Here is a 26,932-nt window from a genome sequence, read left to right as displayed (position 1 = left end):
ATGTCTCCTCGGTTCAGCGACGGGGTGACGGAACGGCGGGCACCACCGCTCCGGTATCGAACACGACAGTGGTTTCGGCACTTCGGGTTCGGCGTAACCGGAACCGGTCGACGCCCGGCCAGCGCCGGAGCTCGCCGCCGATCGTCCCGCGGCCTTCCCACGCGAGCATGAGAAGGCCGTCGCGGTGGGCAAAGTCGACCACCGACAACGTCAGATCGGGGATCAGTTGCACGGCGGCGCCCAGTCGGTCGGCGTACGCGTCACGGCCACGGAGTGGTTCGGTGGCGCCCGGCCAGTGCAGGGCCACGTCGTCGGTGATCAGATCGTGAACCCCACTGGCGTCGCCGGGGGCCGCCCAGAACCGGGCCCAACCCGTGACGAACGTCTCGATCTCTGACTCAGCGGCAGGAACGCCGGCTTGCCGGTGCAGGATCCGGGTATCGAAATAGCCGGTATCACTGGCCAGTTGGCCGTCGCGGAACGTGCAGACGAAGGTGACCGGAACATCGATGCGGCTACCCGCCGCGGTGGGTAGACCCAGAAGGTCATCGCCGACCGTCCCGGTCATCCTGCCCCACACCACCGCGGTGTCCTCGGCGAAAGCCGCGCCGTCGAACTGGCCCTGATAGTCAGGGATCGACCGGAACACTGCCTGGTAGAACGTCCTGAGCTGGTCGTGGCCCGAAACCGGCTGGGTGATACCGGAATCCCGGTAGCTGCCGTCGGGTGCGTACGCGGCGATGATCGCGTCCACATCATGTCGATTCTTGGCCTCGACGTAGGTACGCAAGGAATCCCGCAGTACGTCGACCTGATCGGTGTTCATCGAATCGTCCTCTCACTGGTGGGTCTGCTGCTCAAGCCCGCACGGGCCTCGTCGTGCTGGCGGACGCTGTGGAACTTGCATACCTCGAGTACTAACATACGTGGAGTATGTACCTCAAGTATGGATCGTGTAGATTGGCGGTATGCCCGGACCGCGCACCCAGGCCGAACGCACACGCGCAACCGTCGACCAGATCCTGGTGGTGGCGCGCGAGCGGTTTGCCGCCGATGGTTACGACAACACGTTCGTCGATAACGTCGCCGAACGTGCCGGCATGACCAAAGGTGCGCTCTACCACCATTTCGAGGGCAAGCGCGGCCTCTTTGCCGCGGTGTTCGAGAATGAGCAGCGCGCGATCGGTGAAGCGGTCAACCACGCGGCCAGGGGTGCCAAAGGTAGCTGGCAGCGATTCCTCCGTGGCTGCCGCGGGTTCTTCGATGCGGTACTCGACCCCGGCGTTCAACGCATCACATTGATCGACGCGCCCGCGGTTCTCGGCTGGGAATCCATGCGGGTCCTCGAAGATGAACACGTCACGTCGCTGCTGCGGCTGGGGCTGAGCCAGGTGATCGCCGACGGTCACCTGCCCAAGCAGCGTGTGGAACCCCTCGCGCATCTCCTGCACGGGGCGATGTGCGAGGCGGCGATGACCGTCGCCCGCTCCGCGGACCCCGAGCGAGAAAGCCGGGATTCGATTGCCGCACTTGAGAGATTGCTCAACGGCATCGCCGCACACGACAAGTGACCCGCAGAGAATGACTGAGAGTTCTGCTCCGCCGGCCTATCTGAGGCTGCTGGTCAGGGCTGTCACTCCACTGGCCAAAGCGGTGCTGCGGAGCCCGGCGCACGGCTGTCTGAGCGACACGATGATGATCCTCACCGTGACGGGTCGTCGGACCGGCCGAAGCTACGAGATCCCGGTCAGCTACGTCGCTGACGGCGCCGTCCTCACGTGCATCACGGGGATCGAAAACGCCTGGTGGAAGAACCTACGCGGTGGTGCCGATGTTGCGGTGTTGTTGCAGGGGAGCCGCTTTCGCGGATACGCCGAGGCGTCGACCGGCGCGGCCAACGTTCCGGTAATCGAGAGTTTCCTGGTGGCCAGGCCGCGCGATGCGCGATTTCACCGCGTGCGGCGGAGCGTGCACGGGGAGTTCGACGCCGATGACCTCGCGCGAGCGGCGCAAACGCGCGTGGTCATCCGCGTCCAACTCTGGCCGGAGTGCTGAATCTCAGCCGATCCAATTGGGCGGGCGCTTCTGCAGGAACGCCATCATGCCTTCGCGGGCCTCATCGGAGACGAACAGCTGCGCCGACTGCCGCGTCAGCACTTCGGCATCTTCGTCGAACCGACGCAGGATCGAGGCCGTCGTCAACGCCTTTGACACAGCCAGGCCCTGCGGGGAACCCTTCGCGATCTCGGCGGTCAGCGCGGCCACGGCGGACTCGACGTCGTCCGCGGCCTGCGTGATCAGCCCGATTTCGGCCGCCTCGGCCGCGCCGAACTTCTCGCCGGTGACGAAGTAGCGGCCCGCTGCCCGCGGTGACATCTTGGGCAACAGCGTCAGCGAGATGATCGACGGCGCAACGCCGATACGCGCCTCGGTCAACGCGAACGTGCTCTTCGGACCGGCCACGACGAGATCGCACGCACCGATCAGGCCCATCCCACCGGCCCGCACATGCCCGTCGATCGCGCCGATCACCGGAACCGGAAGCTCCAGGATGGCCCGCAGCGTCCGGGTCATCTCCCGGGCGCGGTCTACCGCGATATCACCGGGATCCTGACCGGCGGCCTCAGCGAGATCAGCTCCTGCACAGAAGGTTCCACCGGTGTGATCGAGGACGACCACCCGGACGCCGGGTTCGTCGGCGGCGTCGGCCAGACCCTGGTGCAACTGCTCCACCAGGGCCGTCGACAACGCATTGCGGTTGTGCGGCGAATCGAGTGTCAGGCGCGCAACGGCGCCCTGGACCCGGTAGTGGACTAAAGACGTCATCGTCGGTACGGCCCCGTCAGTAGGACCGCGGCAGACCGAGCGACGTCTGGGCGACGAAGTTCAGGATCATCTCGCGGCTCACGGGTGCGATGCGGGCCAGCTTTGACGCCGTTACCGCGGCGGCGATGCCGTACTCCTTGGTCAGGCCGTTGCCGCCGAGGGACTGCACGGCCTGATCGACCGCTCGAACCGACGCCTCACCTGCTGCGTACTTGGCCATGTTGGCAGCCTCGGCCGCACCGAAGTCGTCGCCTGCGTCATACAGCGTCGCGGCCTTCTGCATCATCAGCTTGGCCAGCTCCACCTCGATGTGGTTCTGCGCCAACGGATGTGACAGACCCTGGTGCGAGCCGATCGGAACTTTCCAGACCTGGCGGGTCTTGACATAGTCGACAGCCTTGTTGATGGCGAACCGGCCCACGCCCACCGCGCTGGCCGCACCCATGATGCGTTCGGGATTCAGCCCGGCGAACAGCTGCGCGATCGCGGCGTCTTCCGAACCCACCAGGGCATCGGCCGGCAGTCGCACATCGTCGAGAAAGACCTGGAACTGGCTCTCCGGGCTGATGATCTCCATCTCGATCTTCGTCCAGCTCAGGCCCGGGGTATCGGTCGGAATGACGAACAGTGCGGGCTTGAGGTTTCCGGTCTTGTGGTCCTCGGTCCGGCCGACGACGAGGACCGCCTGCGCCTGATCGATGCCGGAGATGAACGTCTTCTGGCCCTTGAGGATCCAGTCGCTGCCATCGCGGCGCGCGGTGGTGGTGATCCGGTGGCTGTTGGAACCCGCGTCGGGCTCGGTGATCGCGAAAGCCATGGTGATCGACCCGTCGGCGATACCGGGGATCCAGCGCTTCTTCTGTTCCTCGGTGCCGAACTTGGAGATGATCGTGCCGTTGATCGCGGGGGAGACGACCATCATCAGCAGCGCCGACCCGGCCGCCGACATCTCCTCCATCACCATGGACAGCTCGTACATGCCGGCACCACCGCCGCCGTACTCCTCGGGCAGGTTCACCCCGATGAATCCGAGTTTGCCTGCCTCGTTCCACAATTCGGTGGTGTGCTCACCGGAGCGGGCCTTCTCCAGGTAGTAGTCCTGTCCGTAGTTGGCAGCCATCGCGGCCACCGCCTGGCGCAGGGCCTTCTGCTCTTCGGTTTCGATGAAGCTCATGACTGTTCTCCTTCAGGGTTTTGCACGCGGGCAAGTACGGCGCCGACCTCGACCTGCTGGCCCGCGGCGACATTGAGTTCGGCCAGCACCCCGTCCTCGGGGGCGGCGATGGTGTGCTCCATCTTCATGGCTTCCAGCCAGATCAGCGGCTGTCCGGCGGTGACGGTATCGCCGACGGCGGCGCCGACCCGGACCACCGAACCGGGCATCGGTGCGAGCAGTGAGCCGTGCGCGACCGCGTCGTCCGGATCGGGGAAGCGCGGCACCGCGGTGAGCTGGACCGGGCCGAGCGGAGAGTCGACGAACACCTGATCGCCGTACGTCGCCACATCGAATGCCCGGTCGACACCGTTGATCGACAGCACCACGCGATCCGGTGTCGCCGACAGCAGCGAAACGCCGTCGTCGTCGGGCAACTCGACCCCGGTGCGGGTGAACCGGTAGCGCACCGGAACGTCGTCACCCGCGCCGTCGCGGTACGTGCGCGACTGATAGCCCGACGCCAGGTTGCGCCAGCCGCTCGGTGCCGCACCGAAAACCTTGGCGCTGCTGCGGTTGTGCGCGGCGTCGGCAAGTGCGGCGGCGATCGCCGAAACTGTCACCACACCAGCGTCGGCCAGTGGGGCGGCCAGGGTATCGAGGCCGTGCGTGTCGAAGAACGCCGTGTCGGTGGCCCCGTCCAGGAAGGCCGGATGCCGCAGCACGTTCACCAGCAGATCGCGGTTGGTGCGCAGACCGTGAATCCGGGTGCGGGCCAACGCATCGGCCAGCACGGTGGCGGCCTGGCGGCGGGTCGGGGCGTACGAGATGACCTTGGCCAACATGGGGTCGTAGAAGATCGACACCACCGAGCCGTCCTCGATGCCGGTGTCGACGCGGACCTGCCCGGGGACGTCGAACCGGTGCACATTGCCGGCCTGCGGCTGCCAGCCCTTGGCCGGATCCTCGGCGTAGAGCCGGGCCTCGATGGAAGACCCGCGTGAGGCCGGGGGTTCGGCGTCGAGGCGGCCGCCGTCGGCGACCAGGATCTGCAGCTCGACGAGATCCAGCCCGGTGGTGGCCTCGGTGACCGGATGTTCCACCTGCAGTCGGGTGTTCATCTCCAGGAAGAAGAAGTCGCCCTTCTCGTCCGCCATGAACTCGACGGTGCCGGCGCCGGCGTAGCCGATCGCCTCGGCGGCCAGTCTGGCCGCGTCGAACAGCTTCTCCCGCATTCCCGGGGTGCGCTCGACGAGGGGAGAGGGCGCCTCCTCGATGACCTTCTGGTGACGACGCTGGATCGAGCACTCGCGCTCGCCGACCGACCACACCGTGCCGTGCGAATCGGCCAGCACCTGCACCTCGACGTGGTGTCCGGCGGCCAGGTAGCGCTCACAGAACACCGTCGGGTCACCGAACGCCGACTGTGCCTCGCGCTGGGCCGCGGCCACTTCGCTTGGCAGATCCGACAGTTCACGCACCACGCGCATGCCTCGGCCGCCGCCGCCTGCGGAGGCCTTCACCAGCACCGGCAGCTGATCGGCCGTCACGGTCGACGGATCGAGTTCGGTCAGCACGGGGACACCTGCCGCTGCCATCATCTTCTTGGCCTCGATCTTGGAGCCCATGGCCTGCACGGCGTTCACCGGCGGACCGATCCACGTCAGCCCGGCGTCGATCACCGCGGCGGCGAAATCGGGGTTCTCGGAGAGGAACCCGTAACCGGGGTGAACGGCGTCGGCGCCGGAAGCCTTGGCTGCAGCGATGATCTGAGTGGAATCGAGGTAGCCGTTGTTGCCCTCCAGGCGTACCCGGGCGTCGGCCTCGGCGACATGGGGCGAGCCGGCGTCAGGATCGGTGTACACCGCGACGGTCCCGATGCCCAGGCGGCGACAGGTCTCGAAGACCCGGCGGGCAATCTCGCCGCGGTTCGCGACGAGCACTGTCTTCATTTTGATCTCTTTTCGCCGGCACTACGGTTTGTGATGGATTTCGGCCGGAATTCGTCAGAATGCGTAGTCTCGGCGCACAAGGTGGTCATGACAGGCCTCACATCCTGAAGACGCCGAAGTTCGACGTCCCCTCGATCGGGGCATTGGCGATGGCGGACAGGCACATTCCCAGCACCGTGCGGGTGTCGCGAGGATCGATCACTCCGTCGTCGTAGAGCCGGCCGGACAGGAACATCGGCAGCGACTCCGCCTCGATCTGGGCCTCGACCGCTGCCCGCAGCGCCGCGTCGGCGGCCTCGTCGACCGCCTGCCCGCGGGCCTCGGCGGCGGCGCGGCTGACGATCGAGAGCACGCCGGCAAGCTGCGTGCCGCCCATCACCGCGGACTTGGACGACGGCCAGGCGAACAGGAACCGCGGGTCATATGCGCGCCCGCACATGCCGTAGTGGCCCGCGCCGTAGGAGGCGCCGAGCAGCAGCGAGATGTGCGGCACCGTCGAATTGGACACCGCATTGATCATCATCGAGCCGTGCTTGATCATGCCGCCCTCTTCGTACTGCTTACCCACCATGTAGCCGGTGGTGTTGTGCAGGAACAGAAGTGGGGTGTCGGACCGGTTGGCCAGCTGGATGAACTGGGTGGCCTTCTGCGACTCCTCGCTGAACAGCACGCCACGGGCGTTGGCCAGGATGCCGATCGGGTAGCCGTGCAGCGTGGCCCACCCCGTCACCAGGGACGACCCGTACAACGGCTTGAACTCGTCGAAGTCCGAGCCGTCGACGATGCGGGCGATCACATCGCGCGGGTCGAACGGGATGCGCAGGTCGGCGGGAACGATGCCGATGAGCTCCTCCGGGTCGAACAGCGGCTCGACGACCGGTGCGGGAACCGGTCCCTTCTTGCGCCAGTTCAACCGAGCCACGATCCGGCGGCCGATCCGGATGGCGTCGAGCTCGTCGTTGGCCAGGTAGTCACCCAGACCCGAAGTGCGGGAGTGCATCTCGGCCCCACCCAGCGACTCGTCGTCGGACTCTTCCCCGGTGGCCATCTTGACCAGCGGCGGACCGGCCAGGAACACCTTGGAGCGTTCCTTGATCATTACCACGTGGTCGGACATGCCAGGGATGTACGCACCGCCGGCCGTCGAGTTGCCGAATACCAGCGAGATCGTGGGGATCCCCGCCGCCGACAGGCGGGTGAGGTCGCGGAACATCTGCCCGCCCGGGATGAAGATCTCCTTCTGCGTCGGCAGGTCGGCGCCGCCGGACTCGACGAGGGAGATCACCGGAAGCCGGTTCTCCATCGCGATCTGGTTGGCGCGCAAGATCTTCTTGAGGGTCCAGGGGTTGCTGGTGCCGCCCTTGACCGTCGGATCGTTGGCGACGATCAGGCACTCGACACCCTCGACGGCGCCGAAGCCGCAGACGACGCTGGCGCCCACGGTGAAATCACTGCCCCACGCGGCCAACGGGCTGAGCTCCAGAAACGGTGCATCCGGATCGAGCAGCAGCTCGACGCGCTCACGGGCGGTGAGCTTGCCGCGGCCGTGATGGCGGTCGACGTACTTGGGCCCGCCACCGGCCAGGGCCTTGGCGTGCTCGGTGTCGAGCTCGGCCAGCTTGGTGGCCATCACCTCTGCGGCTTCGGTGAACCCGGGGGAGCGGGGGTCGATGGTGGACTTCAGTGTGGTCACGACTGGAACCCCAATGTCTTTGCGGCCAACGAGGTCAGGATCTCGGTGGTACCACCGCCGATGCCCAGGATGCGCATGTCACGGTACTGACGTTCGACCTCGGATTCGGCCATATAGCCCATCCCGCCGAACAACTGCACGGCTTGATTCGCCACCCACTCGCCGGTCTCGACCGCGGTGTTCTTGGCGAAGCACACCTCGGTGATCAGATTGTCTTCACCGGCGAGCTGGCGCTCGACCACATGGCGCGTGTAGATCCGGGCCACATCGATCCGGCGGGCCATCTCGGACAGCGTGTTCTGCACCGACTGCCGGGCGATCAGTGGCTTGCCGAATGTCTCGCGGTCGCGGCACCACTGCACGGTCAGGTCCAGGCAGCGCTGCGCACTGGCATAGGCCTGCACGGCCAGGCCCACCCGCTCGGAGACGAACGCCGCGGCGATCTGCAGGAAGCCGGAGTTCTCCGCGCCGATCAGGTTGGCCACCGGCACCCGCACGTCGCTGTAGGACAGCTCGGCGGTATCGCTTGAACGCCAACCCATCTTGTCCAGCTTGCGGGTGACCTCAAAGCCCGGGGTGTTCTTGTCCACCACGATCAGTGAGACGCCTGCCGCGCCCGGTCCGCCGGTGCGCGACGCCGTGACGACGTAATCCGCGCGGACACCCGAGGTGATGTAGGTCTTGGCGCCGTTGAGGATGTAGTCATCGCCGTCTCGAACTGCGCGGGTGGTGAGGTGCCCGACGTCGGAGCCGCCGCCGGGTTCGGTGATGGCCAACGACCCGATGAGATCCCCGCGCAGCGTGGGCTTCACATAGGTCTCGATCAGCCGCTCGTCACCCGAGGCGATCATGTGGGGCACCGCGATACCGCAGGTGAACAGCGAGGCGAACACGCCGCCGGGCGAGCCGGCGTAATGCATTTCCTCGCAGATGATCAACGCGTCGGCCCCGTCGCCGCCGCCACCGCCGACGGACTCGGGGAAATTGGCTCCGAGCAGTCCGGCCTCGCCGGCCTTGCGGTGCAGCTCGCGCGGGAGTTCGCCGGTGCGTTCCCATTCGGCGGCGTGGGGCAGCACCTCACGCTCGGCGAAACTACGCACCGTCTTGCGCAGCGATTCGCGTTCGGGGGTATTCCAGATGCCGGTCACAGCAACCTTTCCGGGATATCGAGATGACGGCTGCGCAACCATTCGCCCAGCCCTTTGGCCTGTGGATCGAACCGGGCCTGATATGCGACGCCCTGGCCGAGGATGCCTTCGATCACAAAGTTCACGGCCCGCAGATTGGGCAGCAGATGCCGGCTGACCGGAAGATCGGCTGTCTCGGGCAGCAGTTCACGAAGCCGCTCGACCGTCAGGGCGTGGGCCAGCCAGCGCCACTGCTCGTCGGTCCGCACCCAGACCCCGACGTTGGCCGACCCGCCCTTGTCGCCGCTGCGCGCGCCTGCGATCGTGCCGAGTGCGGCGCGCCGGGTGGGGCCTGCGGGGAGTTCCTCGGGCAGGGCTGGGTCGGAAACCGGTGCCAGCGCAAGTGTTTCGGCGGCCGGAGCGATGCCGATCCGGGTGCCGTCGGGATGCACGGCGATGTGCGGAACCTCGGTGGCGTCGACATAGCCGGGTACGAACACGCCGTATATCTGACCGTCGCCGGGCGGCGCCGTGGTGGTGAAGCCCGGGTAGCTCGCCAGCGCGAGTTCCACTCCTGCCGCCGAGAATTGGCGGCCGACGAGGTTGGGGTCGGGGTCACGGACCACACAGTGCAGCAGGGCGCTGGCGGCTTCCTCGGTATCGGCGTCGGGATGGTCGGTGCGGGCCAGGTTCCACTCCAGCTCGGCCGGCCGGACCTTGATCCCGGCCTCCAACTGGCTGCGGATCAGCTGCGCCTTGGCCTCGATGTCCAGACCGGTCAACACGAAGGTGGCCGCGTTGCGGAAGCCGCCGATGCTGTTGCACGACACCTTGAGCGTCGGGGGCGGCGCCTCGCCGGTCACGTTGGAAATTCGAACGCGGTCTTCGCCGTCCTGACTCAACTGCACCGAGTCCACCCGCAGCGTCACATCCGGATTGGCGTAGCGGGCGCCGGTGATCTCGTAGAGCAGCTGCGCGGTGACCGTGCCGACGCTGACCTGCCCGCCGGTGCCGGCGTGTTTGGTGATCACCGAAGAGCCGTCGGCGGAGATCTCGGCGATGGGGAACCCGGGCCGGGCCAGATCTGGGATTTCGGAGAAGAACGAGTAGTTGCCACCGGTGGCCTGGGTGCCGCACTCGATCACGTGACCGGCGGCCACCGCCCCGGCGAGTGCGTCGTAATCGGTGGTTTTCCAACCGAAGTGCGCGGCCGCGGGCCCGACGATCACCGACGCGTCCGTCACCCGGCCGGTGACCACGACGTCGGCGCCGGAATTCAGGCAGTCGACGATGCCCCACGCGCCCAGGTAGGCATTGGCGGCGAGGGGAGTGCCGAGGCCGAGTTCGGAAGCGCGACCCACGAGGTCGTCGCCCTCGACGTGGGCGACGTTGACGTCGAGACCCAGCCGCTCGGCCAGGGCCCGGATGGCGACGGCCAGTCCCGCGGGGTTCAGCCCGCCGGCGTTGGCCACGATCTTCACGCCCTTCTCCAGTGCCAGCCCCAGTGACTGCTCGAGCTGGGTCAGGAAGGTCTTGGCGTAGCCGCGCTCGGGATTCTTGGCCCGGTCACGGGCCAGGATCAGCATGGTGAGCTCGGCGAGATAATCACCGGTCAGATAGTCCAGCTCCCCGCCGGCGAGCATGTCGTGCATGGCAGACAGCCGGTCGCCGTAGAACCCCGAACAGTTGCCGATCCGTACTACTGGTGGCACACGTACTCCCGTCAACGCTGAAAGGGACCAACCAACCGGTAGGTTAGCGGGTACCGCCGGTACCACGTCAAGGGGTGTCCGGCCCGGGGTCCACCCACCAGATTGCATCCAGGGACGGAATCAAGCGGCGATTTGTCCCTGAACGCAGTCTGGATGCCAGCCGCGGCTGCGCAGCGCCTGCTCGACCCGCGCGAGGACGTCGACGATGTTGTCCTCGGCGATCACGCGGATGACGATCCAGCCCATGGCCTCCAGCTTCCGTAGGGTCTTCTGGTCCTGCACATAACGCCTGCGGTCCGACTGGTGGAAGATGCCGTCGTCGGCGGTGACCTGGAGTGTCCACGCCAAAGCGTCGATGCGGGCGACGGCGTCATCGCGTGGGAGGTGACGGCCCAGGTCGAACGCCGTCCGCACCGGTATGGTCACCGGCAGTCCGACCACTCGTTTGATCTCGTCGTCGGCGAGCGTCTCGTTGCGCACGATCAATCCGCTGGGTGGGCGGCCGTTGCGCCAGATGAGTTCGATCGGGATGTCGGCATCGACGTAGGAAGCCCCGTGCAGCGCGGATGCGGCGAACCCGGCGATCACCTTCGGCCAACGCTTCGCTGCCGATGAACACCCTTGCCACCGCCGTCATTGCGGCATGCTCGCACCCCACACCGACATGCCATCGAGATTGAGGTGAGGGACAGAACCGGCCCGTTGTTGTCCCTGACATCAATCTCGGCGGAAGGGACGCGGAGCGCTCGGTGTAACGGCCGCGGAGCGCTCGGCGCAGGGCCGTGGAGCTGCGTTTTGGAGGAGCGCCAGGTCAACCGTTACTCTGTACCTAATCGTCGCCGCCGGTGAGCTCATTTCGATTCGCGCGGCAACAACCCAGAGCAAGGAGATGCACGTCATGGCTGTGCCCAAGCGCAGAATGTCGCGCGCGAACACCCGTAGCCGGCGCGCGCAGTGGAAGGCCGAGGCCACCGGTCTCGTCGGCGTCAGTGTCGCCGGTCAGCAGCACAAGGTGCCGCGCCGTCTGCTCAAGGCCGCCCGTCTCGGTCTGGTCGACCTCGACAAGCGCTAGACCCGCAAGCACTTACTCAAAAAGCGCTATCGCTTGCGATAGCGCTTTTTGTCGTGCTCAGGGTTGTTCGGGGCTCACAAAAACCCTCGGCGAATTCGCGGCGCGCCTCTCAGCCCACTCTCAGATAGCGGGTTGAAACTGTGGCTGTGCGCATACTTGTCGTGGACGACGATCGCGCTGTGCGCGAATCCCTGCGCCGGTCGCTTTCTTTCAACGGATATTCGGTCGAGCTCGCCCAAGATGGGGTCGAAGCGCTCGAGGCGATTTCCAATGACCGGCCCGACGCTGTGGTTTTGGACGTGATGATGCCGCGGCTGGACGGCCTGGAGGTGTGCCGGCAGCTCCGTAGCACCGGCGACGACCTGCCGATCCTGGTGCTGACGGCCCGCGACTCGGTCTCTGAGCGGGTCGCCGGGTTGGACGCCGGCGCGGATGACTACCTGCCCAAGCCGTTTGCGCTCGAGGAGCTGCTGGCGCGGATGCGGGCGTTGCTGCGCCGGACCGTCAGCGACGACGGCGCCGATTCGCAGAAGATGTCGTTCTCGGACCTGACCCTGGACCCGGTGACCCGCGAGGTGACCCGCGGCCAGCGTCAGATCAGCCTCACCCGCACCGAGTTCTCGCTGCTGGAAATGCTCATCGCCAACCCCCGCCGGGTGCTCACCCGCAGCCGCATCCTCGAAGAGGTCTGGGGCTTCGACTTCCCGACCTCCGGCAATGCGCTTGAGGTCTACATCGGCTACCTGCGGCGCAAGACCGAGGCCGAAGGCGAGATTCGACTGATCCACACCGTGCGCGGCGTCGGCTACGTGCTGCGCGAAACACCCCCCTGATTTTGATGGCGCTGAACGACAACGACGGTCGCACTACCCCGATGTACATTGGGCGGCCCGCCGCCGTCCTACGAAACACCAGCTCACTGTCATTGCGCTGGCGCGTGATGATGCTGGCGATGTCGATGGTGGCCATGGTGGTCGTGCTGATGGCCGTCGCCGTCTACGCCGTGGTGTCCCGCGCGCTCTACGACGATCTCGACAACCAGCTGCACAGCCGCGCCCGGCTGCTCATCGAGAGCGGATCGCTGGCGGCCGACCCCGGCAAGGCAATCGAGGGCACCGCGTACTCCGATGTCAACGCGATGCTGGTGATCCCGGGCCGGTCCATCTACACGGCCAACCAGCAGGGCCAGATGCTGCCGCTGGGCAAGGCCGAGAAGGATGTCATCTCGGGCGAGCTGCTGATGTCCCTGCGCACCGCCAACCACCAGCGGGTGCTCGCGGTGCACCTGGCCAACGGCAGCTCCCTGCTGATCTCGAAGAGCCTGGCGCCCACTGTCCAAGTGCTGAGACGTCTGGGCACGGTGCTGCTCATCGTCGGAGGTGTCGGCGTGGCAGTGGCGGCCATGGCCGGTGGAGCGGTGGCGCGAGCCGGGCTCAGACCGGTGGGCAGACTCACCGAAGCCGCGGAGCGGGTGGCCCGCACCGACGACCTGCGGCCCATCCCGGTGGTCGGCAGCGACGAGCTCGCCCGGCTCACCGAGGCGTTCAACATGATGTTGCGGGCGCTGGCCGAATCGAGGGAACGGCAGTCCCGGCTGGTCTCCGACGCCGGGCATGAGCTGAGAACGCCGCTGACCTCGCTGCGCACCAATGTCGAACTGTTGATGGCCTCGCAGGCGCCTGGGGCGCCGCCCCTGCCCAGAGACGAGATGGACGGGCTACAGCAGGACGTGATCGCCCAGATCGAGGAGCTCTCCACCCTGGTCGGCGACCTCGTCGACCTCACCCGCGACGATGCGGGCGGCATCACCCCGGAACCGGTCGACATGTCCGAGGTCGTCGACCGCAGCCTGGAGCGGGTCCGGCGGCGTCGCAATGACATCGACTTCGACGTCGATGTCATCGGCTGGCAGGTGTTCGGCGATGCACCCGGACTCGGCCGCGCCGTGCTCAACCTGCTCGACAACGCCGCCAAGTGGAGTCCGGCCGGTGGGCGCGTCGGTGTCCGGTTGCGCCAGATCGATCCGACACACGCCGAGCTGGTGGTCTCCGATCACGGGCCCGGTATCCCTCCGCAGGAACGCGCGCTTGTGTTCGAGCGGTTCTACCGATCCGATGCGGCCAGGGCGATGCCGGGATCCGGCCTCGGATTGGCTATCGTCCAGCAGGTGGTGCTCAAGCACGGCGGCGCCCTGCACATCGACGAGACCGTGCCGGGTGGCACCCCACCGGGGGCTTCGTTTCACATGGTGCTGCCAGGGCAGCCGATCTCGAATGCCGATGCGACACACGTGCACCCGGTCGGTGGTGGGCACACCGTCGGCGCGGAGAAAAAGTGAGACAGTTGAGGCGGTCGGGGGACCAGTCATGGATGGACCAGAAATCTCTAAGTGGATTCTCAGCCCATCTGGGCAACCTGAGTGGCTACGACTTCGTTTGACGAAGTGACGGACACGAGGGTTGGACATACGGGTCGGACCGGATCGGCGTGACTGGCCGGCGGACCTTTTACAAGAGAAGAGCACGCAGCACAAATGACGAACCACCCGAGGTACCCCCAGCAGCCGGAGCAGCATCCCGGCGGCGCCCCCGGATACGCCGGTGCGCGTCCTGATCCTTACCAGTCACAGCCCTACGACTGGCGCTACGCGCGTCAGCAGCCGTCGCAGCAGCAGCAACAACTGCCGCCCCCGCAGCAATCGCACCAGACGCAGCAACACCAGACGCCGCAGCATCAGCCGCAGCCCCAGGCCTATCGCGCGCCTTATGACCCGTACCGGATTCCGGCCGGTCCGCAGCCCGTCCCGGCGAAGAAGCGGTCCATGACCGGCGTATTGACCGGCGCGCTCGCCGTGGCCGTGGTGTCGGCAGGCATCGGTGGCGGTGTCGCAACCTTCGTGCACGACGACCACCCGCGTCTGGGCACGCAGGGCCTCGGCGCCGCACCGACCGTCCCCGCCGCGGCCCTGCCGCCGGGCTCGGTGGAGCAGGTGGCGGCCAAGGTCGTGCCGAGTGTGGTCAAGCTCGAGACCGACCTGGGTCGCGCGTCCGAGGAGGGCTCCGGCATCATCCTCACCGCCGACGGCCTCATCCTGACCAACAACCACGTCGTGCAGGCCGCGAAGCCGGGCGGGCCCGGACCCGCGCCGGTACCGGGCGGGGCGCCGGCGCCGGCCGGCGCCCAGACCAAGGTGACGTTCTCCGACGGGACCACAAAGTCGTTCACCGTCGTGGGTACCGACCCGAGCAGTGACATCGCGGTGGTACGCGCACAGGACGTCTCGGGCCTGACCCCCATCACGCTCGGCTCTTCGGCCAACCTGCGGGTGGGTCAGGATGTGGTGGCGGTCGGTTCGCCGCTCGGTCTCGAAGGCACGGTCACCACCGGCATCGTCAGCGCGCTGAACCGCCCGGTCGCCGCCGGCGGCGACGCCCGCAACCAGAACACCGTGCTCGACGCCATCCAGACCGACGCTGCGATCAACCCGGGTAACTCCGGTGGCGCCCTGGTCAACATGAACGGTGAACTGGTCGGGATCAACTCGGCGATCGCCACCATGGGTGGGGATTCGCCGCAGGCGCAGAGCGGGTCGATCGGCCTTGGCTTCGCGATCCCGGTGGACCAGGCCAAGCGGATCGCCGATGAGCTGATCCAGAACGGGACGGCCTCGCACGCGTCGCTGGGTGTGCAGGTCAGCAATGACACCACCAGCGACGGCGCCAAGATCGTCGAGGTCACCAACGGTGGAGCCGCGGCGGCAGCGGGTCTGCCCAGCGGGGTGGTGGTCACGAAGGTCGACGAACGGGTGATCGGCAGCGCTGACGCGCTCGTCGCCGCGGTGCGGTCCAAGGCCCCCGGCGACAAGGTCACGCTGACCTTCCTCGACCCGGGCGGCAAGCCGCAGACAATCGAGGTCACCCTCGGCAGGGCCGAGCAGTGAGCACGCTGACCGGGCCCGGCGGAATGGCCACACTGCGTCTGGCTACACCGTTGTCTGCTGCCGGATATACGGTTGCAGGCATGGAACAGCCAGGGGAGTTGGTGGGCCGGGCGCTCGTCGTCGTCGTCGATGATCGCACCGCACACGGCGAGGAAGACCACAGCGGTCCGTTGGTCACAGAGTTGTTGGGTGAGGCCGGTTTCGTCGTCGACGGGGTCGTGGTCGTGGCCGCGGACGAAGTCGAGATCCGCAACGCGCTGAACACCGCGGTGATCGGCGGCGTCGATCTGGTGGTGTCGGTCGGTGGTACGGGGGTGACACCGCGCGACGTGACGCCGGAAGCCACCCTCGACATCCTCGACCGCGAGCTGCTGGGCATCGCCGAGGCGTTGCGCGCATCGGGCCTCTCCGCAGGCATCGTTGACGCAGGCCTGTCGCGCGGGCTGTGCGGAGTCTCGGGCAGCACGCTGGTGGTGAACATCGCCGGGTCCCGTGCAGCGGTGCGCGACGGCATGGCCACCCTCGGGCCACTGGCTGCGCAGGTGATCGGCCAGTTATCAAGTTTGGAGATCTGAACGCAAGCGAAACGGCGGCCATCGGCCGCCGTTTCCGTTTGTTGGCGAATGTCGCACTCAGCGTTCATGCTGGTTAAGAGCAGGTTAACGACCGTTGCACAGCGCCCGACTTGGAATGTGATCTTAGTCACAAAGGGGAATCGTGATGCCGGAAGCGAACAAAATGTCCCGTCACGCAGTTAACAAGATCTTCGGCGAGGCCCTCCCGGACATCGCCCCCGACGAACGCGACACCGCTTCGCCGGACGACGATGCCGACCGCGACCGGTGGCTGCAGAACAACATTCCGCCCCATCATCGATGAAAAGGTGAGCGGCTTGTAAGGGCAGGAAAACCCTGCCGAGCGATGTGGTCTGGACCTCACCTCGTTACCAAGGCGAACGGCGTCACAGCATTGCCATGCGGGCCAACTTGCAGCACCACGACCTTGTGCGCCATCTCCCAGTCGGCTTTCAGCAAATTTTGATCGATTGAACGTATGCAGCCCCACGGATATGTGCTTGCGTTGCCGCCCGGATGCACTGCCGTTATGTTCCTCGTGTCAACGATGAGCATTAAGTAAGAGCAACGTGTGGAGTTCCTAATCCGCATCACATGTTGGTCTTGCGCGGCGGTACGGTCTGCGGGGGCCGGGACGCCAACCACAAAACGGTGGGCCTCCGGGAGCACCGGCGATATAGCTAGGGAGAACATGAAGGCATTCAGTCGGGTGCTGGTCGCGTTAGTTGCAGCTATCGCGGCGTTGTTTACGAGCACGGGCGTTTCTCATGCGGGGCTGGATAATGAACTGAGCCTGGTTGATGGTCAGGATCGGACCCTGACCGTTCAGCAGTGGGACACCTTCCTCAATGGTGTGTTCCCGCTGGACCGCAACCGGCTGACCCGCGAGTGGTTCCATTCCGGCCGCGCCAAGTACACCGTCGCCGGCCCGGGTGCCGATGACTTCGAGGGCACCTTGGAGCTGGGCTACCAGATCGGCTTCCCCTGGTCGCTGGGTGTCGGGATCAACTTCTCGTACACGACCCCCAACATCCTGATCGACGATGGTGACATCACCGGCCCGCCCTTCGGCCTGGAGTCCGTCATCACCCCGAACCTGTTCCCGGGTGTGTCGATCAGCGCGGACCTGGGCAACGGCCCCGGCATCCAGGAAGTCGCCACCTTCTCGGTGGACGTCAAGGGTCCCGCCGGTGGTGTGGCGGTGTCCAACGCACACGGCACCGTGACCGGCGCGGCCGGTGGTGTGCTGCTGCGTCCGTTCGCCCGCCTCATCGCCTCGACCGGTGACAGCGTCACCACCTACGGCGAGCCCTGGAACATGAACTGAGCACATGAACGTCCAGTTCTAGGCCTCAACAAAGCAGCCCCTGGGAAATCCAGGGGCTGCTTTTGTGTTCGGGTGTCTACTTGTCGCGGTCGGCGCTCGTGTGCTTGGCGGTGTCGGGGCTCGGGCCGGTGCCGGGGCCGGTGACGTGCTTGCCGGTGTCGACGCTGCCGTTTTCGGCCAGCAGGTCGCGGATCTCGGTCAGGATGCTCAATTCGGTGTCCTGGGCCTGTTCCACCTCGCCGCGCTCGCGCAGCTTCTTGTACGGCAGGACGATCACGAAGTAGATCACCGCGGCGACGATCAGGAAGTTGATGAATGCCGACAGCACCGCGTTGAAGTCGACGAACTGTTCGGGGGTGCCGCCCAACGAGATCTTGAGGAAGCCGTATTGACGATCGCCGCCGGCGCCGATCCGGTCGACCAGCGGCTGAACGACCTTCTCGGTGAACGAGGTGACCAAGCCGGTGAAGGCGGCGCCGATGACCACAGCAACCGCAAGATCGATGACATTGCCGCGGGAGAGAAACTCTTTGAAGCCCTTCAACATGCGGGGACCCTTCCTGCAGTGTGGGTTGTTAAATGGGACAAGCAAACAGTAACGGAGTTGGCCGAACGGCTGGGTGATTGTGGGACAACAACTTCGACACGTGTGAACTGCCTTGTCTGGCAAGGGAAACCGAGTTCAGTGGATGGTCAGTGTCAGCGCCTGCACCAGGCTGGTGGCCGCCACTTCATTGGCCGGGCGGGCCGGTAGCGCTACCAGTGCCACCCGGTCGCTACCCACGCCCGCTCCGCGGGCCTTCTCCGAAACGAGCACCACTACGGCTCCTGCGGCCACCACGACCGGCCGGGCGGGGCCCTTGTCATCGGGATCGGCAGTCACCGTCAGCACATCGACGATGTCGCCGGGGCGGATCAGATCCAGCAACGCGGTGTCGTTGAGTTTCACCGGCACGATGCGGGCATCCGGGCCCGCTGCCGTTTCGGCCAACCGCGATCCGAGCAGCCGGACATCGGTGATCACCTCGCCGCGACGGGCCGGGGCAGTTAGTGTCGCGCCGATCATCGGTGTCACGTCACTCTGGGCGCCGTCGGGCACCGTGGCCGTGCTGTGCCGCTCCAGGCGTACGTCGGCGGCGGTCAACGCGACACCTGGGGACAAGTCGTGTGCTGCCACCGCGACCTCGGCGTAGTCGCCGTGCGGATCGGAGCGAAACGCGGCAATGGCCGCCAGAATCACCAGGCCGGCTGCCGCGGCGCGGCGCGCGGCCACGGTTCGGGTCCAATCAGGCCGGGCAGCAGTCAGCCGACGCCAGGGTGGCGGGTTGAGGGATTCGGCCATGGCGCCACGGTAAGCGCGCGGCGGCCGGGTGGGAACGGCGTCTTCGCCGCCCTGTGGATAACTCGGAGGCTAGCTGGAGGCGGCCGCGGCGGGGGCGGCGCTGGAGCTGCTCGACGAACTGTCCGAAGAACTGCTCGACGAAGAGGAGGACGACGAGTCCGAGGACGAGCTCTCCGAGCTCTTGGCCGGTGCGCCGTTGGACGAGCTCTTGCCCGACTCGCGGTTGTCGGTGCGGTAGAAGCCGCTGCCCTTGAACACCACGCCGACCGAACCGAAGAGCTTGCGCAGCTTGCCGGAGCACTTGGGGCAGGTGGTCAACGCATCGTCGCTGAAGGCCTGCACCGCGTCGAACCGATTGCCGCACTCAGTGCACGCGTAGGAATAGGTAGGCACGAAAACCCTCCGAGTTGGTCAAACTTGTTAGCACTCTACCGGCTCAAGTGCTAGAACCGCTACGTGGGCCATGTCATTCCCGCGGGCCGCAGGCGCCGGCGCACCGGAAGATTAGCGGTCCTGCTCGTGGTGGCGGTAATCCTGGTGGTACTGGCCGCGCTCGTGGTGGCCCGCATGCAGGCGGCGACGCCGGTCGACGGCTCCGCCGCGCACCCGGCACCGCCCCCGACGACAGGCTTGGCGCCGGCGCAGCGGACGCCCGGCTATGACCGGGCCCGCACGCTGTTGGCGGGGCTGCCGGTCAAGGGCTGGGACCGCGACACCGACTACGCCCGGTACCGCTTCGGTGAGGCCTGGAGCGACGACGTCAACGTCGAGTTCGGCCACAACGGCTGCAACACCCGCGACGACATCCTTCGCCGCGATCTGGCTCAACTGGCAGTCCGGCCTGGCACCTGCTACGCGGCCACCGGTGTCCTGCACGATCCCTACACCGGCGTCGAGATCGCGTTCACCCGCGGCCCCGATACCTCCGGCACGGTGCAGATCGACCATCTCGTATCCCTGTCGGACGCTTGGTACAAAGGCGCGCGCTCTTGGGACCCGCAGCGGCGCAAGGACTTCGCAAACGATCCGCGCAACCTGATCGCGGTCGGCGCGCAACCCAACTTCGACAAGGCCTTCCGTGACGCGGCCGGCTGGCTCCCGCCCAACGTGGCGTTTCGTTGTGAGTTCGTGGCGCGCCAGGTCGAGGTGAAAGCCGCCTATCAGCTGTGGGTCTCGGCGAAAGAGAAGCGCGCCATGGCGGCGGTGCTCGACAACTGCTAGGCGCGGCGGTAGCTCGGCGCGATCATCACCGGAACCGGCGAGCGGCGCAGGATCTTGCCCGCCGCCGAGCCGAGGAACACCTGGGCCGTCGGGGCGGCCGCACCCGAACCCAGCACCAGCATGTCTCCGGTGTCCCACCCGATGCTCTGCACCGCGGCATTCCAATCGTGACCCGCACCCACCACCACGTCGACGTCGGGAACGGCCATCCGGTCACGAATGGCCTTGAGCTGTTTGGTGATCTCGGCGATGGTCCGGCGGGACCACTGCTGCACCACCAACTCCTCGGCCGAGGTCTCGATGGTGCCGGCGAACGCCGCGGTGTTGCGGACCGTGAACGAGACGATGCGTAGCTTGGCCTGCCATGACGCCGCGAGCTCGGCGGTGGCCGGGATGAGGCCGTTGACGTCGGCCTCCCCGCCGTAGGCCGCGGTGAGCCGGGTGATGCGTCCGTCATTCTGGGCGTACCCGCGCGGCGCGAACGCGACCGGCACCCGGGCGGTGTGCACCAGACGTTCGGTGACGCTGCCCAGCGCGACCCGGCCGAGCATGCCCGACGAGGAGGAGCCGACGCACACCATGGTCGCCCGGTGGGCATCGGCAAGTTCGATCAAACCCGTTGGGATCGAGGTGGATTCGTGTACCACCGGCGTGACGTCGAGATCGATGGGCAGGACGGCGACCGCGCGTTGCAACGCCTGGGTGGCCTGCCCGCGAACGTAAGCCAGATACTCGCCCTCGACCATGTCGTCGCGTGCCGCCCATGACCGTTCCACCACTGCCGCGGCGATCACCTGCTCGCCGGTGGTGCGGGCGATCTGAATCGCCAGGTTCAGCGGTGCACTGCTGTGCCGGCTCGCGCTGAAGGCGGCGAGGATGGTCACGACGCGTGCTCCTGGGTACGGGCTCGCGACACCACATGGGTCACCGGGATCTGGTAGTCGGCGCGGGCGCGGTCGACGACCTCGAACCGGTGCCACACCGAATCCTCCGGCGGCAGAGTCGAAATCACGATCTGGTCGGGCCGGAACGCCTCGACGGCGTGAGCCAGTGCCCGTAGCGGACGATAGTCACCCAACTCGCCGTCGGCCTGTAACTGTTCGGAGCGCAGCGTGCTCAGCATCTGATCGAGGCGACGCTGGGCCGCGCGGGTAGTGGCTTCGGTGATGTCGAGCGGGCCGTGGGTGGCGGCCACCCCGGTGTCGATCGGACTGGCCGGCACCACCACCTGATAAAGGGCATCGCGGTCCGCGCCGATGCGGCGCAACTCGTCGAGCAGTTCGTTGGATTCGACGGTTTCGTTGGCCAGCACCAACACTCGATGCGGAGGGGCGGCCCCGGCCGCCGGGGCCACACCGGCCACCTCGGGCCGGTGCCCGATGAACCAACGGTTGGCCAGGAACAGCAGGATCACCACCACCCACGACGCCACGCTCAGTGTCAGGGCCTTCCGGTTGTCCCCGCCCTGCACGTACATCTGGATCAGGATGGCGAAGATGGCCGCGGCAGTGAGTATCGACAGCACCGGGAACAGCCACATCTTCACCTTGAGCTGGTCCGACGAGGTGCGGTAGCGCAGCACGATCTGCGAGATGCAGATGAGCAGGTAGACGAACAGGATCACCGCGCCACTGGAATTCAGCAGGAACGCGAAGATGGTGTCCGGCCAGAACGCCGCGGCGATCACGCACAGGAAGCCGATCACCGACGAGGTCAGGATCGCCGGGGCCGGGACCCCGCGCCGGGTCACCGCGACCAACTGCGGCGGTGCCTCGCGCCGGGCGGCCAGCACGAACAGCATGCGCGACGCGGTGTACATCCCGGAGTTCAGACAGCTCAGCACCGCGGTGAGGACCACCGCATTCATGATGTGGTCGGCGTAGGGGATACCCATCTCGGTGAACACCGAGACGAACGGCGACGCGACGTTGCCCGCGGCGTCCTTCTTGAAGTGGTCCCACGGCAGGATCGTCGTGATCAGGAATGACGAGCCGACGAAGAAGATCGCGATACGCATGATGACCGAGTTGGCGGCCTTGGCCACGGCCCGCTCCGGGTTCGCGGACTCGGCGGCGGCGATGGTGGCGATCTCCGCACCGACCATCGAGAAGATCACCGTCACCACGCCGACGGTGACAGCCATTGCGCCCATGGGGAAGAACCCGCCGTGCGAGGTCAGGTTCGAGAAGTCCATGTCCTTGTTCGGCCACAGCCCGAAGACGAAGAGCGCGCCCAAACCGATGAACGCCAGGATCGCCGCCACCTTGATGCCGGCGAACCAGTACTCGAACTCGCCGAAGGACGACACCGAGAACAGATTGGTGGCTGTCATCGCGACCAACAGGAGCAGTGCGGTCAGCCAGATAGGGACATCCACCCAGAATTGGATGATCTTGGCGCCCGCGATCGCTTCGAAGCCGACGACGATCACCCAGAAGTACCAGTAGAGCCAGCCGACCGAGAACCCCGCCCAGTTGCCCAGCGAGTTGCGCGCGTAATCGGCGAACGATCCGGTCGACGGATTGGCCACCGCCATCTCGGCCAGCATCCGCATCACCATGATGACCAAGACCCCGGCCAGCGCATAGGTGATGAACGATCCGGGTCCGGTAGCACCGATCACCACCCCGGAGCCGACGAACAGGCCGGCGCCGATCACGCCGCCGATGGCGATCATCGTCAACTGTCGCTGACTGAGTGCCTTCTTCAATGCGGGTGTTTCACCCATTTGCGTACCGACTCCTCCGTGGTATGTGACTCAGGTCACAAGCGGCCAGAAGGAAACGCTATGCCCGGTGACCGGTCGATGGAGCCGAAATTGGGCCGAAACTGTAGGAAACTCGGGCGGCCTGTTCAGACAGTTGTCGAATCGGGCCGGTACAGCCCGGCAAGCCGGGCCAGCCGCAGGCTCAGCATCAGTTCGAAACGGGTCTCGCCGTCGCTGAGGTCGCTGCCGACGGCCTCGGTCAGCTTCTCCAACCGGTAGTACAGCGTGGACCGGTGCAGATACATGGCCTCGGAAGTGCGCCGCACGTCGCCGCCGTTGGCCAGGTAGGTCTCGAGCGTGCGGAGGAGGTCGTCGCGCCCTGCTCGATCAGGCCGAGGATGCCGGGGTGCACCAGCTCGCCGAGCCGGTCCCGGTCGTAGGCCTGGCCCAGCAACGCCAGCGTGCGCCACGAACCGAGTGCGGACCAGTCGGCGACCTGGGTACTGCTCGCGCCGATACCCGCCAGCGTCAGCGCCAGGCCGGCGTGTCGAAACCCAACGGCTGCTTGCGTTATCGGCAGAGCGACGCCGGAGGCGCCGATGGCCGGGTGTGTCCCGTAGCTGGCCCGGACGGCACCGGCCACGGTTACGGCGGCTGCGGCGGACCCGGCGCGCGACACCGCGATGATCGTGGTCGGCGATCCGGCGAGGGTGTACCACCGGTGCGTTCGGTCGGTGGCCGTCAACCGCAGGCGCAGCGCCATAGTCCGATCGGCCGGATTGCCCGCGCCGTCGAGGTCGGGCTCGAACCGGAAAATCTGGACCACGTCGTCCGGCTCGACCATCGCCCTGGCGTGCAGCTCACGGACGACCGCCTGGGCGTGCGCAGGTTCCTCGGCGGCGAGCAACCGCATCAAAAGGCCCTGCTGCGCAGACTCTTCGGCGCGCAGTGCCGCGTTGCGGCGGTCGAGGATGGCCAGCAGGTCGGCGCCGGCTCGCTCGGCCAGCCGCTGGCCGTCCTCGGACAATGAGCCCTCAGGGGCGATGATCCACAGGTAGCCGAATCGCTCGGACGCCGAGCGCACCGGCACGCAGAACCGCGGCATCAAGTTGTATTGCGGAAATGCCGGGATCCACATCGCCGAGTCGGCCGAACCGATTCCGAATTCGAACAGCGCCGCTTTGACCTCGGCGCGGGTCTCGCGTTGCAGCACACTGTGGACCCGCACGTCGTCGAGTTCGCCGAGTTGACGGCTGTGCGTGATCGGGGTCAGCTCCTCGTCGTCCAGGAGCACTGCCCGATCCAGGGTCTGGGCCAGGACGTCGACGATCAGCTGCATGCGGACACTGAAGTCGGCGCTCACCGGATCGGACACCCTGAAGATTCTGGACCGCTCAGCTGTGCAACGTCACCATTCCGCCCGACGGCGTCAGCGCGTGCGTCATCCGCACGTCGTGCGGGTCGGCGGGCAACGCGTCGACCAATTCGTCGTCCCGCACCACCGCGACCAGTCGCGCATGTGGTGAGGCGTAGATCAGGCTGCGGTCGTAGAAGCCGGCGCCCCGGCCCAGCCGGTTGCCGTGGCGGTCGACGGCCAGCGCGGGCACCAGCACCACCGCGGCGTCGGCGATCGATCCGGCGGGCAACCACGGCGGCGCGGGCTCGCGCAGGCCGAACTCGGCTGCCACCAACGCGCCGGGCACATACTCACCCCACTGCATCGGCATTCCCCGGCCGTCCCCATCGTTGCGGGCAACCGGAAGCAGTACGCGCACACCGAGTTCCGACAGGGTGTCCAGCATGGCCGCAGACCCCGGTTCGGCGCCGACCGGAACGTAGGCGCACACCGTTTGCCCGGGACGGACCAGAGCGGGCAGCCAGTGGCAAATTGCCTGCGCCTCGCGGTCGCGGCAGTCGTCTGCCACGGCCCGTCTTGCACGGAGAACGCCGGCTCGCAACTCGGTCTTGGTCGGCGGGGTCACGCCCTCCACCATTTCAGATCGGACGTTAGTGTGTGAACGATGAGCACCTCTCCCAAGGCGCCTGAAGTGCCGATTCCCTACACGGCCGTGGTCCCCGCGGCCGGTCTGGGCACGCGCTTCCTGCCCGCGACCAAGACGGTCCCGAAGGAATTGCTGCCTGTGGTCGACACCCCCGGCATCGAGCTGGTCGCGGCCGAGGCGGCCGAGGCCGGCGCCGAGCGGCTGATCATCATCACCTCCGAGGGCAAAGACGGTGTCGTCGCGCACTTCGTCGAGGACCTGGTGCTTGAGGGCACGCTGGAGGCCCGCGGCAAGAAGACCATGCTGGAAAAGGTGCGGCGTGCTCCCGCGCTGATCAAGGTCGAGTCGGTGGTGCAGGCGGAGCCGCTGGGGCTCGGTCATGCCATCGGTTGCGTCGAGAGTGCGTTGACGCCCGACGAGGACGCGATCGCGGTGCTGCTGCCCGACGATCTGGTGTTGCCGGCGGGCGTGTTGGAGACCATGTCGAAGGTGCGGGCCAAACGCGGCGGCACGGTGCTGTGCGCCATCGAGGTCCCCGAAGACAAGATCAGCGCCTACGGCGTCTTCGACGTCGAGACGGTGCCCGATGCGGCCAACCCGAACGTGCTGCGCGTCAAGGGCATGGTGGAAAAGCCGAAGTCCGAAGACGCGCCGTCGCCGTACGCCGCGGCCGGCCGTTACCTTCTGGACCGGGCGATCTTCGATGCGCTACGTCGGGTTTCGCGTGGTGTGGGCGGGGAGATCCAGCTGACCGACGCCATCGCGCTGCTGATCGAAGAGGGTCATCCGGTGCACGTGGTCGTGCACCGCGGAGCCCGACACGACCTGGGAAATCCCGGCGGCTACCTGAAGGCTGCGGTTGACTTTGCGTTGGAACGTGACGACTACGGCCCCGAATTGCGGAGCTGGTTGGTCGAACGGTTGGGTCTGGCCGGACAGGAGGGCTAGCAACGCGTCGGGCCCTACGCCGCGCGTTGTCCGGCAGTCGGGGCCCGTAGATAGGAAGGCGTGTTGTGCGTTCGGTCGAGGAACAGCAGGCTCGGGTAGCGGCTGCCGCGGTGGCGCCCCGGCCGGTGCGAGTGGCCATCGCCGAGTCACAAGGTCTGATGTGTGCCGAAGAGGTCGTGACCGAACGGCCCATGCCGGGATTCGATCAGGCCGCGATCGACGGCTATGCGGTCCGCAGCGTGGACGTGTTGTCGGTGGGCGACGGTGCCGGTGAGATCAGCCTGCCGGTGATGGGCTCGATCGAGGCGGGGGCGCGGACCCCGAGCCGTTTGCAGCCCCGCCAGGCTGCCCGCGTGCAGACCGGTGCACCGATGCCGACGCTTGCCGACGCGGTGCTCCCGTTGCGGTGGACCGACGGTGGCGAGAGCCGGGTCAAGATCCTGCGCAGCGTGCGTTCGGGCGCCTACGTCCGACGCACCGGAGACGACGTGCAACCCGGTGATGTCGCGGTGCGCGCCGGCACCATCATCGGTCCGGCCCAGGTGGGTCTGTTGGCCGCGGTCGGACGGGACCGGGTGCTGGTGCACCCGCGGCCCAGGCTGTCGGTGATGTGCGTGGGCGGCGAGCTCGTCGATGTTTCCCGCTCGCCCGGAACCGGGCAGGTGTACGACGTGAACTCCTATGCCCTGGCAGCGGCGGGCCGGGATGCGGGCGCGGAGGTCAACCGTGTCGGCATCATCAGCACCGACCCGCGGGAACTCCGGGAAACCGTTGAGGGCCAAGTCAATCGCAACGAGATCGTGGTGATCGCCGGAGCGGTGGGTGGGGCCGCTGCCGAATCGGTGCGCGCCGTGCTCACCGAACTCGGCGAGATGGAGGTGTCCCGGATCGCGATGCACCCCGGTTCGGTGCAGGGCTTCGGGCAGCTCGGCCGGGACCGCGTTCCGGTCTTCCTGCTGCCCGCCAACCCGGTCAGCGCGCTGGTGGTGTTCGAGGTGATGGTCCGCCCGCTGATCCGGCTGTCGTTGGGCAAGCGTCAGCCCATGCGGCGCGTGGTGCAGGCCCGCACGCTGGCACCGATCAGCTCGGTGGCCGGGCGCACGGGATACCTACGCGGGCAGTTGATGCGGGACCAGGACACCGGCGAGTACCTGGTGCAGGCATTGGGCGGGGCGCCCGGGGCGTCGACGCATCTGCTGGCCACACTCGCCGAGGCGAACTGTCTCGTGGTGATTCCGAGCGAGGTCGACGAGGTCCGCACCGGCGAAACCGTGGATGTGGCATTCCTGGCCCAGCGCGGCTGATAAGACTTCATTCGATGAATGACGGTGTGA

At 67.0% G+C, this 26,932-nt stretch carries 27 protein-coding genes and 1 pseudogene; 12 read left to right on the top strand and 16 right to left on the bottom strand.

What is annotated here, in order from left to right:
* Positions 1 to 13 precede the first annotated feature (13 nt).
* Positions 14 to 826 carry a nuclear transport factor 2 family protein gene (locus tag AC4LGL_RS17505; RefSeq protein WP_491839870.1) on the bottom strand — a complete coding sequence of 271 codons (813 nt, stop codon included), beginning with the start codon at positions 824 to 826 and terminating at the stop codon, positions 14 to 16.
* 142 nt (positions 827 to 968) lie between these two features.
* On the opposite strand from AC4LGL_RS17505, the gene AC4LGL_RS17500 reads away from it, so the two are divergent.
* Positions 969 to 1,571, top strand: coding sequence for a TetR/AcrR family transcriptional regulator (locus AC4LGL_RS17500; RefSeq protein WP_491839869.1), 603 nt, complete (start codon positions 969 to 971; stop codon positions 1,569 to 1,571).
* Between the two features lie 10 nt (positions 1,572 to 1,581).
* Complete coding sequence (locus tag AC4LGL_RS17495) at positions 1,582 to 2,055, top strand: hypothetical protein (RefSeq protein WP_491839868.1); 474 nt, start codon at positions 1,582 to 1,584, stop codon at positions 2,053 to 2,055.
* 3 nt (positions 2,056 to 2,058) lie between these two features.
* Here AC4LGL_RS17495 and AC4LGL_RS17490 read toward each other — a convergent pair whose 3' ends face one another.
* The 7 genes and pseudogenes from AC4LGL_RS17490 to AC4LGL_RS17460 form a co-directional block, all read right to left on the bottom strand.
* Positions 2,059 to 2,826: an enoyl-CoA hydratase family protein gene (locus AC4LGL_RS17490; protein ID WP_491839867.1), complete on the bottom strand. Its 768-nt coding sequence runs from the start codon at positions 2,824 to 2,826 to the stop codon at positions 2,059 to 2,061.
* A 16-nt stretch (positions 2,827 to 2,842) separates the two neighbouring features.
* Complete coding sequence (locus AC4LGL_RS17485) at positions 2,843 to 4,000, bottom strand: acyl-CoA dehydrogenase family protein (RefSeq protein ID WP_491839866.1); 1,158 nt, start codon at positions 3,998 to 4,000, stop codon at positions 2,843 to 2,845.
* On the bottom strand, positions 3,997 to 5,931 hold the full coding sequence (locus AC4LGL_RS17480; RefSeq protein WP_491839865.1) for an acetyl/propionyl/methylcrotonyl-CoA carboxylase subunit alpha: 1,935 nt from the start codon (positions 5,929 to 5,931) through the stop codon (positions 3,997 to 3,999). The genes AC4LGL_RS17485 and AC4LGL_RS17480 overlap by 4 nt, the downstream gene beginning before the upstream one ends.
* A 97-nt stretch (positions 5,932 to 6,028) precedes the next feature.
* Positions 6,029 to 7,624, bottom strand: a complete 1,596-nt coding sequence (locus tag AC4LGL_RS17475) for an acyl-CoA carboxylase subunit beta (protein WP_491839864.1) — start codon at positions 7,622 to 7,624, stop codon at positions 6,029 to 6,031.
* Positions 7,621 to 8,763, bottom strand: a complete 1,143-nt coding sequence (locus AC4LGL_RS17470) for an acyl-CoA dehydrogenase family protein (RefSeq protein ID WP_491839936.1) — start codon at positions 8,761 to 8,763, stop codon at positions 7,621 to 7,623. Before AC4LGL_RS17470 ends, AC4LGL_RS17475 begins: the two co-directional genes overlap by 4 nt.
* 5 nt (positions 8,764 to 8,768) lie before the next feature.
* Entirely contained in the window at positions 8,769 to 10,463 is a 1,695-nt protein-coding gene (locus AC4LGL_RS17465; RefSeq protein WP_491839863.1) for an acyclic terpene utilization AtuA family protein, read from the bottom strand.
* Between the two features lie 120 nt (positions 10,464 to 10,583).
* Positions 10,584 to 11,069 (bottom strand): annotated as a pseudogene (locus AC4LGL_RS17460) (hypothetical protein); the annotation flags it as partial.
* Between the two features lie 292 nt (positions 11,070 to 11,361).
* Here AC4LGL_RS17460 and rpmF point away from each other — a divergent pair.
* The 7 genes from rpmF to mspA all read left to right on the top strand — a co-directional run bounded on the left by rpmF (position 11,362) and on the right by mspA (position 17,377).
* Entirely contained in the window at positions 11,362 to 11,535 is a 174-nt protein-coding gene (gene rpmF, locus AC4LGL_RS17455) for a 50S ribosomal protein L32 (RefSeq protein WP_044521728.1), read from the top strand.
* 146 nt (positions 11,536 to 11,681) lie between these two features.
* The gene (locus AC4LGL_RS17450; RefSeq protein WP_055117058.1) at positions 11,682 to 12,368 is read left to right on the top strand and encodes a response regulator transcription factor; all 687 of its coding nucleotides are present in this window, start codon (positions 11,682 to 11,684) and stop codon (positions 12,366 to 12,368) included.
* Positions 12,369 to 12,409: 41 nt separating this feature from the next.
* Positions 12,410 to 13,873, top strand: coding sequence for a HAMP domain-containing sensor histidine kinase (locus AC4LGL_RS17445; protein WP_491839935.1), 1,464 nt, complete (start codon positions 12,410 to 12,412; stop codon positions 13,871 to 13,873).
* 195 nt (positions 13,874 to 14,068) lie between these two features.
* On the top strand, positions 14,069 to 15,475 hold the full coding sequence (locus AC4LGL_RS17440; protein ID WP_491839862.1) for a S1C family serine protease: 1,407 nt from the start codon (positions 14,069 to 14,071) through the stop codon (positions 15,473 to 15,475).
* Positions 15,476 to 15,498: 23 nt separating this feature from the next.
* Positions 15,499 to 16,050 carry a MogA/MoaB family molybdenum cofactor biosynthesis protein gene (locus AC4LGL_RS17435; RefSeq protein WP_370693121.1) on the top strand — a complete coding sequence of 184 codons (552 nt, stop codon included), beginning with the start codon at positions 15,499 to 15,501 and terminating at the stop codon, positions 16,048 to 16,050.
* A gap of 145 nt (positions 16,051 to 16,195) precedes the next feature.
* Positions 16,196 to 16,354 carry a hypothetical protein gene (locus tag AC4LGL_RS17430; RefSeq protein ID WP_088304888.1) on the top strand — a complete coding sequence of 53 codons (159 nt, stop codon included), beginning with the start codon at positions 16,196 to 16,198 and terminating at the stop codon, positions 16,352 to 16,354.
* Positions 16,355 to 16,741: 387 nt separating this feature from the next.
* On the top strand, positions 16,742 to 17,377 hold the full coding sequence (gene mspA, locus AC4LGL_RS17425; protein WP_055117054.1) for a porin MspA: 636 nt from the start codon (positions 16,742 to 16,744) through the stop codon (positions 17,375 to 17,377).
* Positions 17,378 to 17,453: 76 nt separating this feature from the next.
* Here mspA and mscL read toward each other — a convergent pair whose 3' ends face one another.
* The 3 genes from mscL to AC4LGL_RS17410 form a co-directional block, all read right to left on the bottom strand.
* Positions 17,454 to 17,924 carry a large-conductance mechanosensitive channel protein MscL gene (gene mscL / locus AC4LGL_RS17420; protein ID WP_491839861.1) on the bottom strand — a complete coding sequence of 157 codons (471 nt, stop codon included), beginning with the start codon at positions 17,922 to 17,924 and terminating at the stop codon, positions 17,454 to 17,456.
* A gap of 135 nt (positions 17,925 to 18,059) precedes the next feature.
* Positions 18,060 to 18,719, bottom strand: a complete 660-nt coding sequence (locus AC4LGL_RS17415) for an SAF domain-containing protein (RefSeq protein WP_491839860.1) — start codon at positions 18,717 to 18,719, stop codon at positions 18,060 to 18,062.
* 69 nt (positions 18,720 to 18,788) lie between these two features.
* The gene (locus AC4LGL_RS17410; RefSeq protein WP_491839859.1) at positions 18,789 to 19,112 is read right to left on the bottom strand and encodes an FmdB family zinc ribbon protein; all 324 of its coding nucleotides are present in this window, start codon (positions 19,110 to 19,112) and stop codon (positions 18,789 to 18,791) included.
* 63 nt (positions 19,113 to 19,175) lie between these two features.
* On the opposite strand from AC4LGL_RS17410, the gene AC4LGL_RS17405 reads away from it, so the two are divergent.
* Positions 19,176 to 19,940 carry an HNH endonuclease family protein gene (locus AC4LGL_RS17405; protein WP_491839858.1) on the top strand — a complete coding sequence of 255 codons (765 nt, stop codon included), beginning with the start codon at positions 19,176 to 19,178 and terminating at the stop codon, positions 19,938 to 19,940.
* On the opposite strand, the gene AC4LGL_RS17400 is transcribed toward AC4LGL_RS17405, so the two are convergent.
* The 5 genes from AC4LGL_RS17400 to AC4LGL_RS17380 form a co-directional block, all read right to left on the bottom strand.
* Positions 19,937 to 20,824: a universal stress protein gene (locus tag AC4LGL_RS17400; protein WP_491839857.1), complete on the bottom strand. Its 888-nt coding sequence runs from the start codon at positions 20,822 to 20,824 to the stop codon at positions 19,937 to 19,939. The genes AC4LGL_RS17405 and AC4LGL_RS17400 overlap by 4 nt on opposite strands.
* Positions 20,821 to 22,668, bottom strand: coding sequence for an amino acid permease (locus tag AC4LGL_RS17395; protein WP_491839856.1), 1,848 nt, complete (start codon positions 22,666 to 22,668; stop codon positions 20,821 to 20,823). Before AC4LGL_RS17395 ends, AC4LGL_RS17400 begins: the two co-directional genes overlap by 4 nt.
* Before the next feature lie 125 nt (positions 22,669 to 22,793).
* Complete coding sequence (locus AC4LGL_RS17390) at positions 22,794 to 22,973, bottom strand: helix-turn-helix domain-containing protein (RefSeq protein WP_491839855.1); 180 nt, start codon at positions 22,971 to 22,973, stop codon at positions 22,794 to 22,796.
* Positions 22,907 to 24,022 carry a hypothetical protein gene (locus tag AC4LGL_RS17385; RefSeq protein WP_491839854.1) on the bottom strand — a complete coding sequence of 372 codons (1,116 nt, stop codon included), beginning with the start codon at positions 24,020 to 24,022 and terminating at the stop codon, positions 22,907 to 22,909. The genes AC4LGL_RS17390 and AC4LGL_RS17385 overlap by 67 nt, the downstream gene beginning before the upstream one ends.
* Before the next feature lie 19 nt (positions 24,023 to 24,041).
* Positions 24,042 to 24,641 (bottom strand): 5-formyltetrahydrofolate cyclo-ligase, encoded by a 600-nt coding sequence (locus AC4LGL_RS17380; RefSeq protein ID WP_491839853.1) that lies wholly within the window; start codon positions 24,639 to 24,641, stop codon positions 24,042 to 24,044.
* 27 nt (positions 24,642 to 24,668) lie between these two features.
* Between AC4LGL_RS17380 and AC4LGL_RS17375 the strand changes: the two genes are divergently transcribed.
* Both AC4LGL_RS17375 and glp read left to right on the top strand, forming a co-directional pair.
* Positions 24,669 to 25,598, top strand: a complete 930-nt coding sequence (locus AC4LGL_RS17375) for a UTP--glucose-1-phosphate uridylyltransferase (RefSeq protein ID WP_491839852.1) — start codon at positions 24,669 to 24,671, stop codon at positions 25,596 to 25,598.
* Between the two features lie 65 nt (positions 25,599 to 25,663).
* Positions 25,664 to 26,902 (top strand): molybdotransferase-like divisome protein Glp, encoded by a 1,239-nt coding sequence (gene glp, locus AC4LGL_RS17370; protein ID WP_491839851.1) that lies wholly within the window; start codon positions 25,664 to 25,666, stop codon positions 26,900 to 26,902.
* Positions 26,903 to 26,932 lie beyond the last annotated feature (30 nt).

The sequence above is a fragment of the Mycolicibacterium arcueilense genome (assembly GCF_058536225.1).
This window is presented reverse-complemented; position numbering and strand designations above follow the sequence as displayed.

What these genes read in the sequence shown, in the direction of transcription:
- AC4LGL_RS17500 (WP_491839869.1), top strand. Translation starts at nt 969, where the DNA reads ATGCCCGGACCGCGCACCCAGGCCGAACGCACACGCGCAACCGTCGAC.
- mspA (WP_055117054.1), top strand. Translation starts at nt 16,742, where the DNA reads ATGAAGGCATTCAGTCGGGTGCTGGTCGCGTTAGTTGCAGCTATCGCG.
- AC4LGL_RS17495 (WP_491839868.1), top strand. Translation starts at nt 1,582, where the DNA reads ATGACTGAGAGTTCTGCTCCGCCGGCCTATCTGAGGCTGCTGGTCAGG.
- AC4LGL_RS17430 (WP_088304888.1), top strand. Translation starts at nt 16,196, where the DNA reads ATGCCGGAAGCGAACAAAATGTCCCGTCACGCAGTTAACAAGATCTTC.
- AC4LGL_RS17375 (WP_491839852.1), top strand. Translation starts at nt 24,669, where the DNA reads ATGAGCACCTCTCCCAAGGCGCCTGAAGTGCCGATTCCCTACACGGCC.
- AC4LGL_RS17415 (WP_491839860.1), bottom strand. Translation starts at nt 18,719, where the DNA reads ATGGCCGAATCCCTCAACCCGCCACCCTGGCGTCGGCTGACTGCTGCC.
- AC4LGL_RS17490 (WP_491839867.1), bottom strand. Translation starts at nt 2,826, where the DNA reads ATGACGTCTTTAGTCCACTACCGGGTCCAGGGCGCCGTTGCGCGCCTG.
- AC4LGL_RS17395 (WP_491839856.1), bottom strand. Translation starts at nt 22,668, where the DNA reads ATGGGTGAAACACCCGCATTGAAGAAGGCACTCAGTCAGCGACAGTTG.
- AC4LGL_RS17505 (WP_491839870.1), bottom strand. Translation starts at nt 826, where the DNA reads ATGAACACCGATCAGGTCGACGTACTGCGGGATTCCTTGCGTACCTAC.
- AC4LGL_RS17440 (WP_491839862.1), top strand. Translation starts at nt 14,069, where the DNA reads ATGACGAACCACCCGAGGTACCCCCAGCAGCCGGAGCAGCATCCCGGC.
- AC4LGL_RS17480 (WP_491839865.1), bottom strand. Translation starts at nt 5,931, where the DNA reads ATGAAGACAGTGCTCGTCGCGAACCGCGGCGAGATTGCCCGCCGGGTC.
- AC4LGL_RS17380 (WP_491839853.1), bottom strand. Translation starts at nt 24,641, where the DNA reads ATGGTGGAGGGCGTGACCCCGCCGACCAAGACCGAGTTGCGAGCCGGC.
- AC4LGL_RS17485 (WP_491839866.1), bottom strand. Translation starts at nt 4,000, where the DNA reads ATGAGCTTCATCGAAACCGAAGAGCAGAAGGCCCTGCGCCAGGCGGTG.
- AC4LGL_RS17445 (WP_491839935.1), top strand. Translation starts at nt 12,410, where the DNA reads ATGTACATTGGGCGGCCCGCCGCCGTCCTACGAAACACCAGCTCACTG.
- mscL (WP_491839861.1), bottom strand. Translation starts at nt 17,924, where the DNA reads ATGTTGAAGGGCTTCAAAGAGTTTCTCTCCCGCGGCAATGTCATCGAT.
- AC4LGL_RS17435 (WP_370693121.1), top strand. Translation starts at nt 15,499, where the DNA reads ATGGCCACACTGCGTCTGGCTACACCGTTGTCTGCTGCCGGATATACG.
- rpmF (WP_044521728.1), top strand. Translation starts at nt 11,362, where the DNA reads ATGGCTGTGCCCAAGCGCAGAATGTCGCGCGCGAACACCCGTAGCCGG.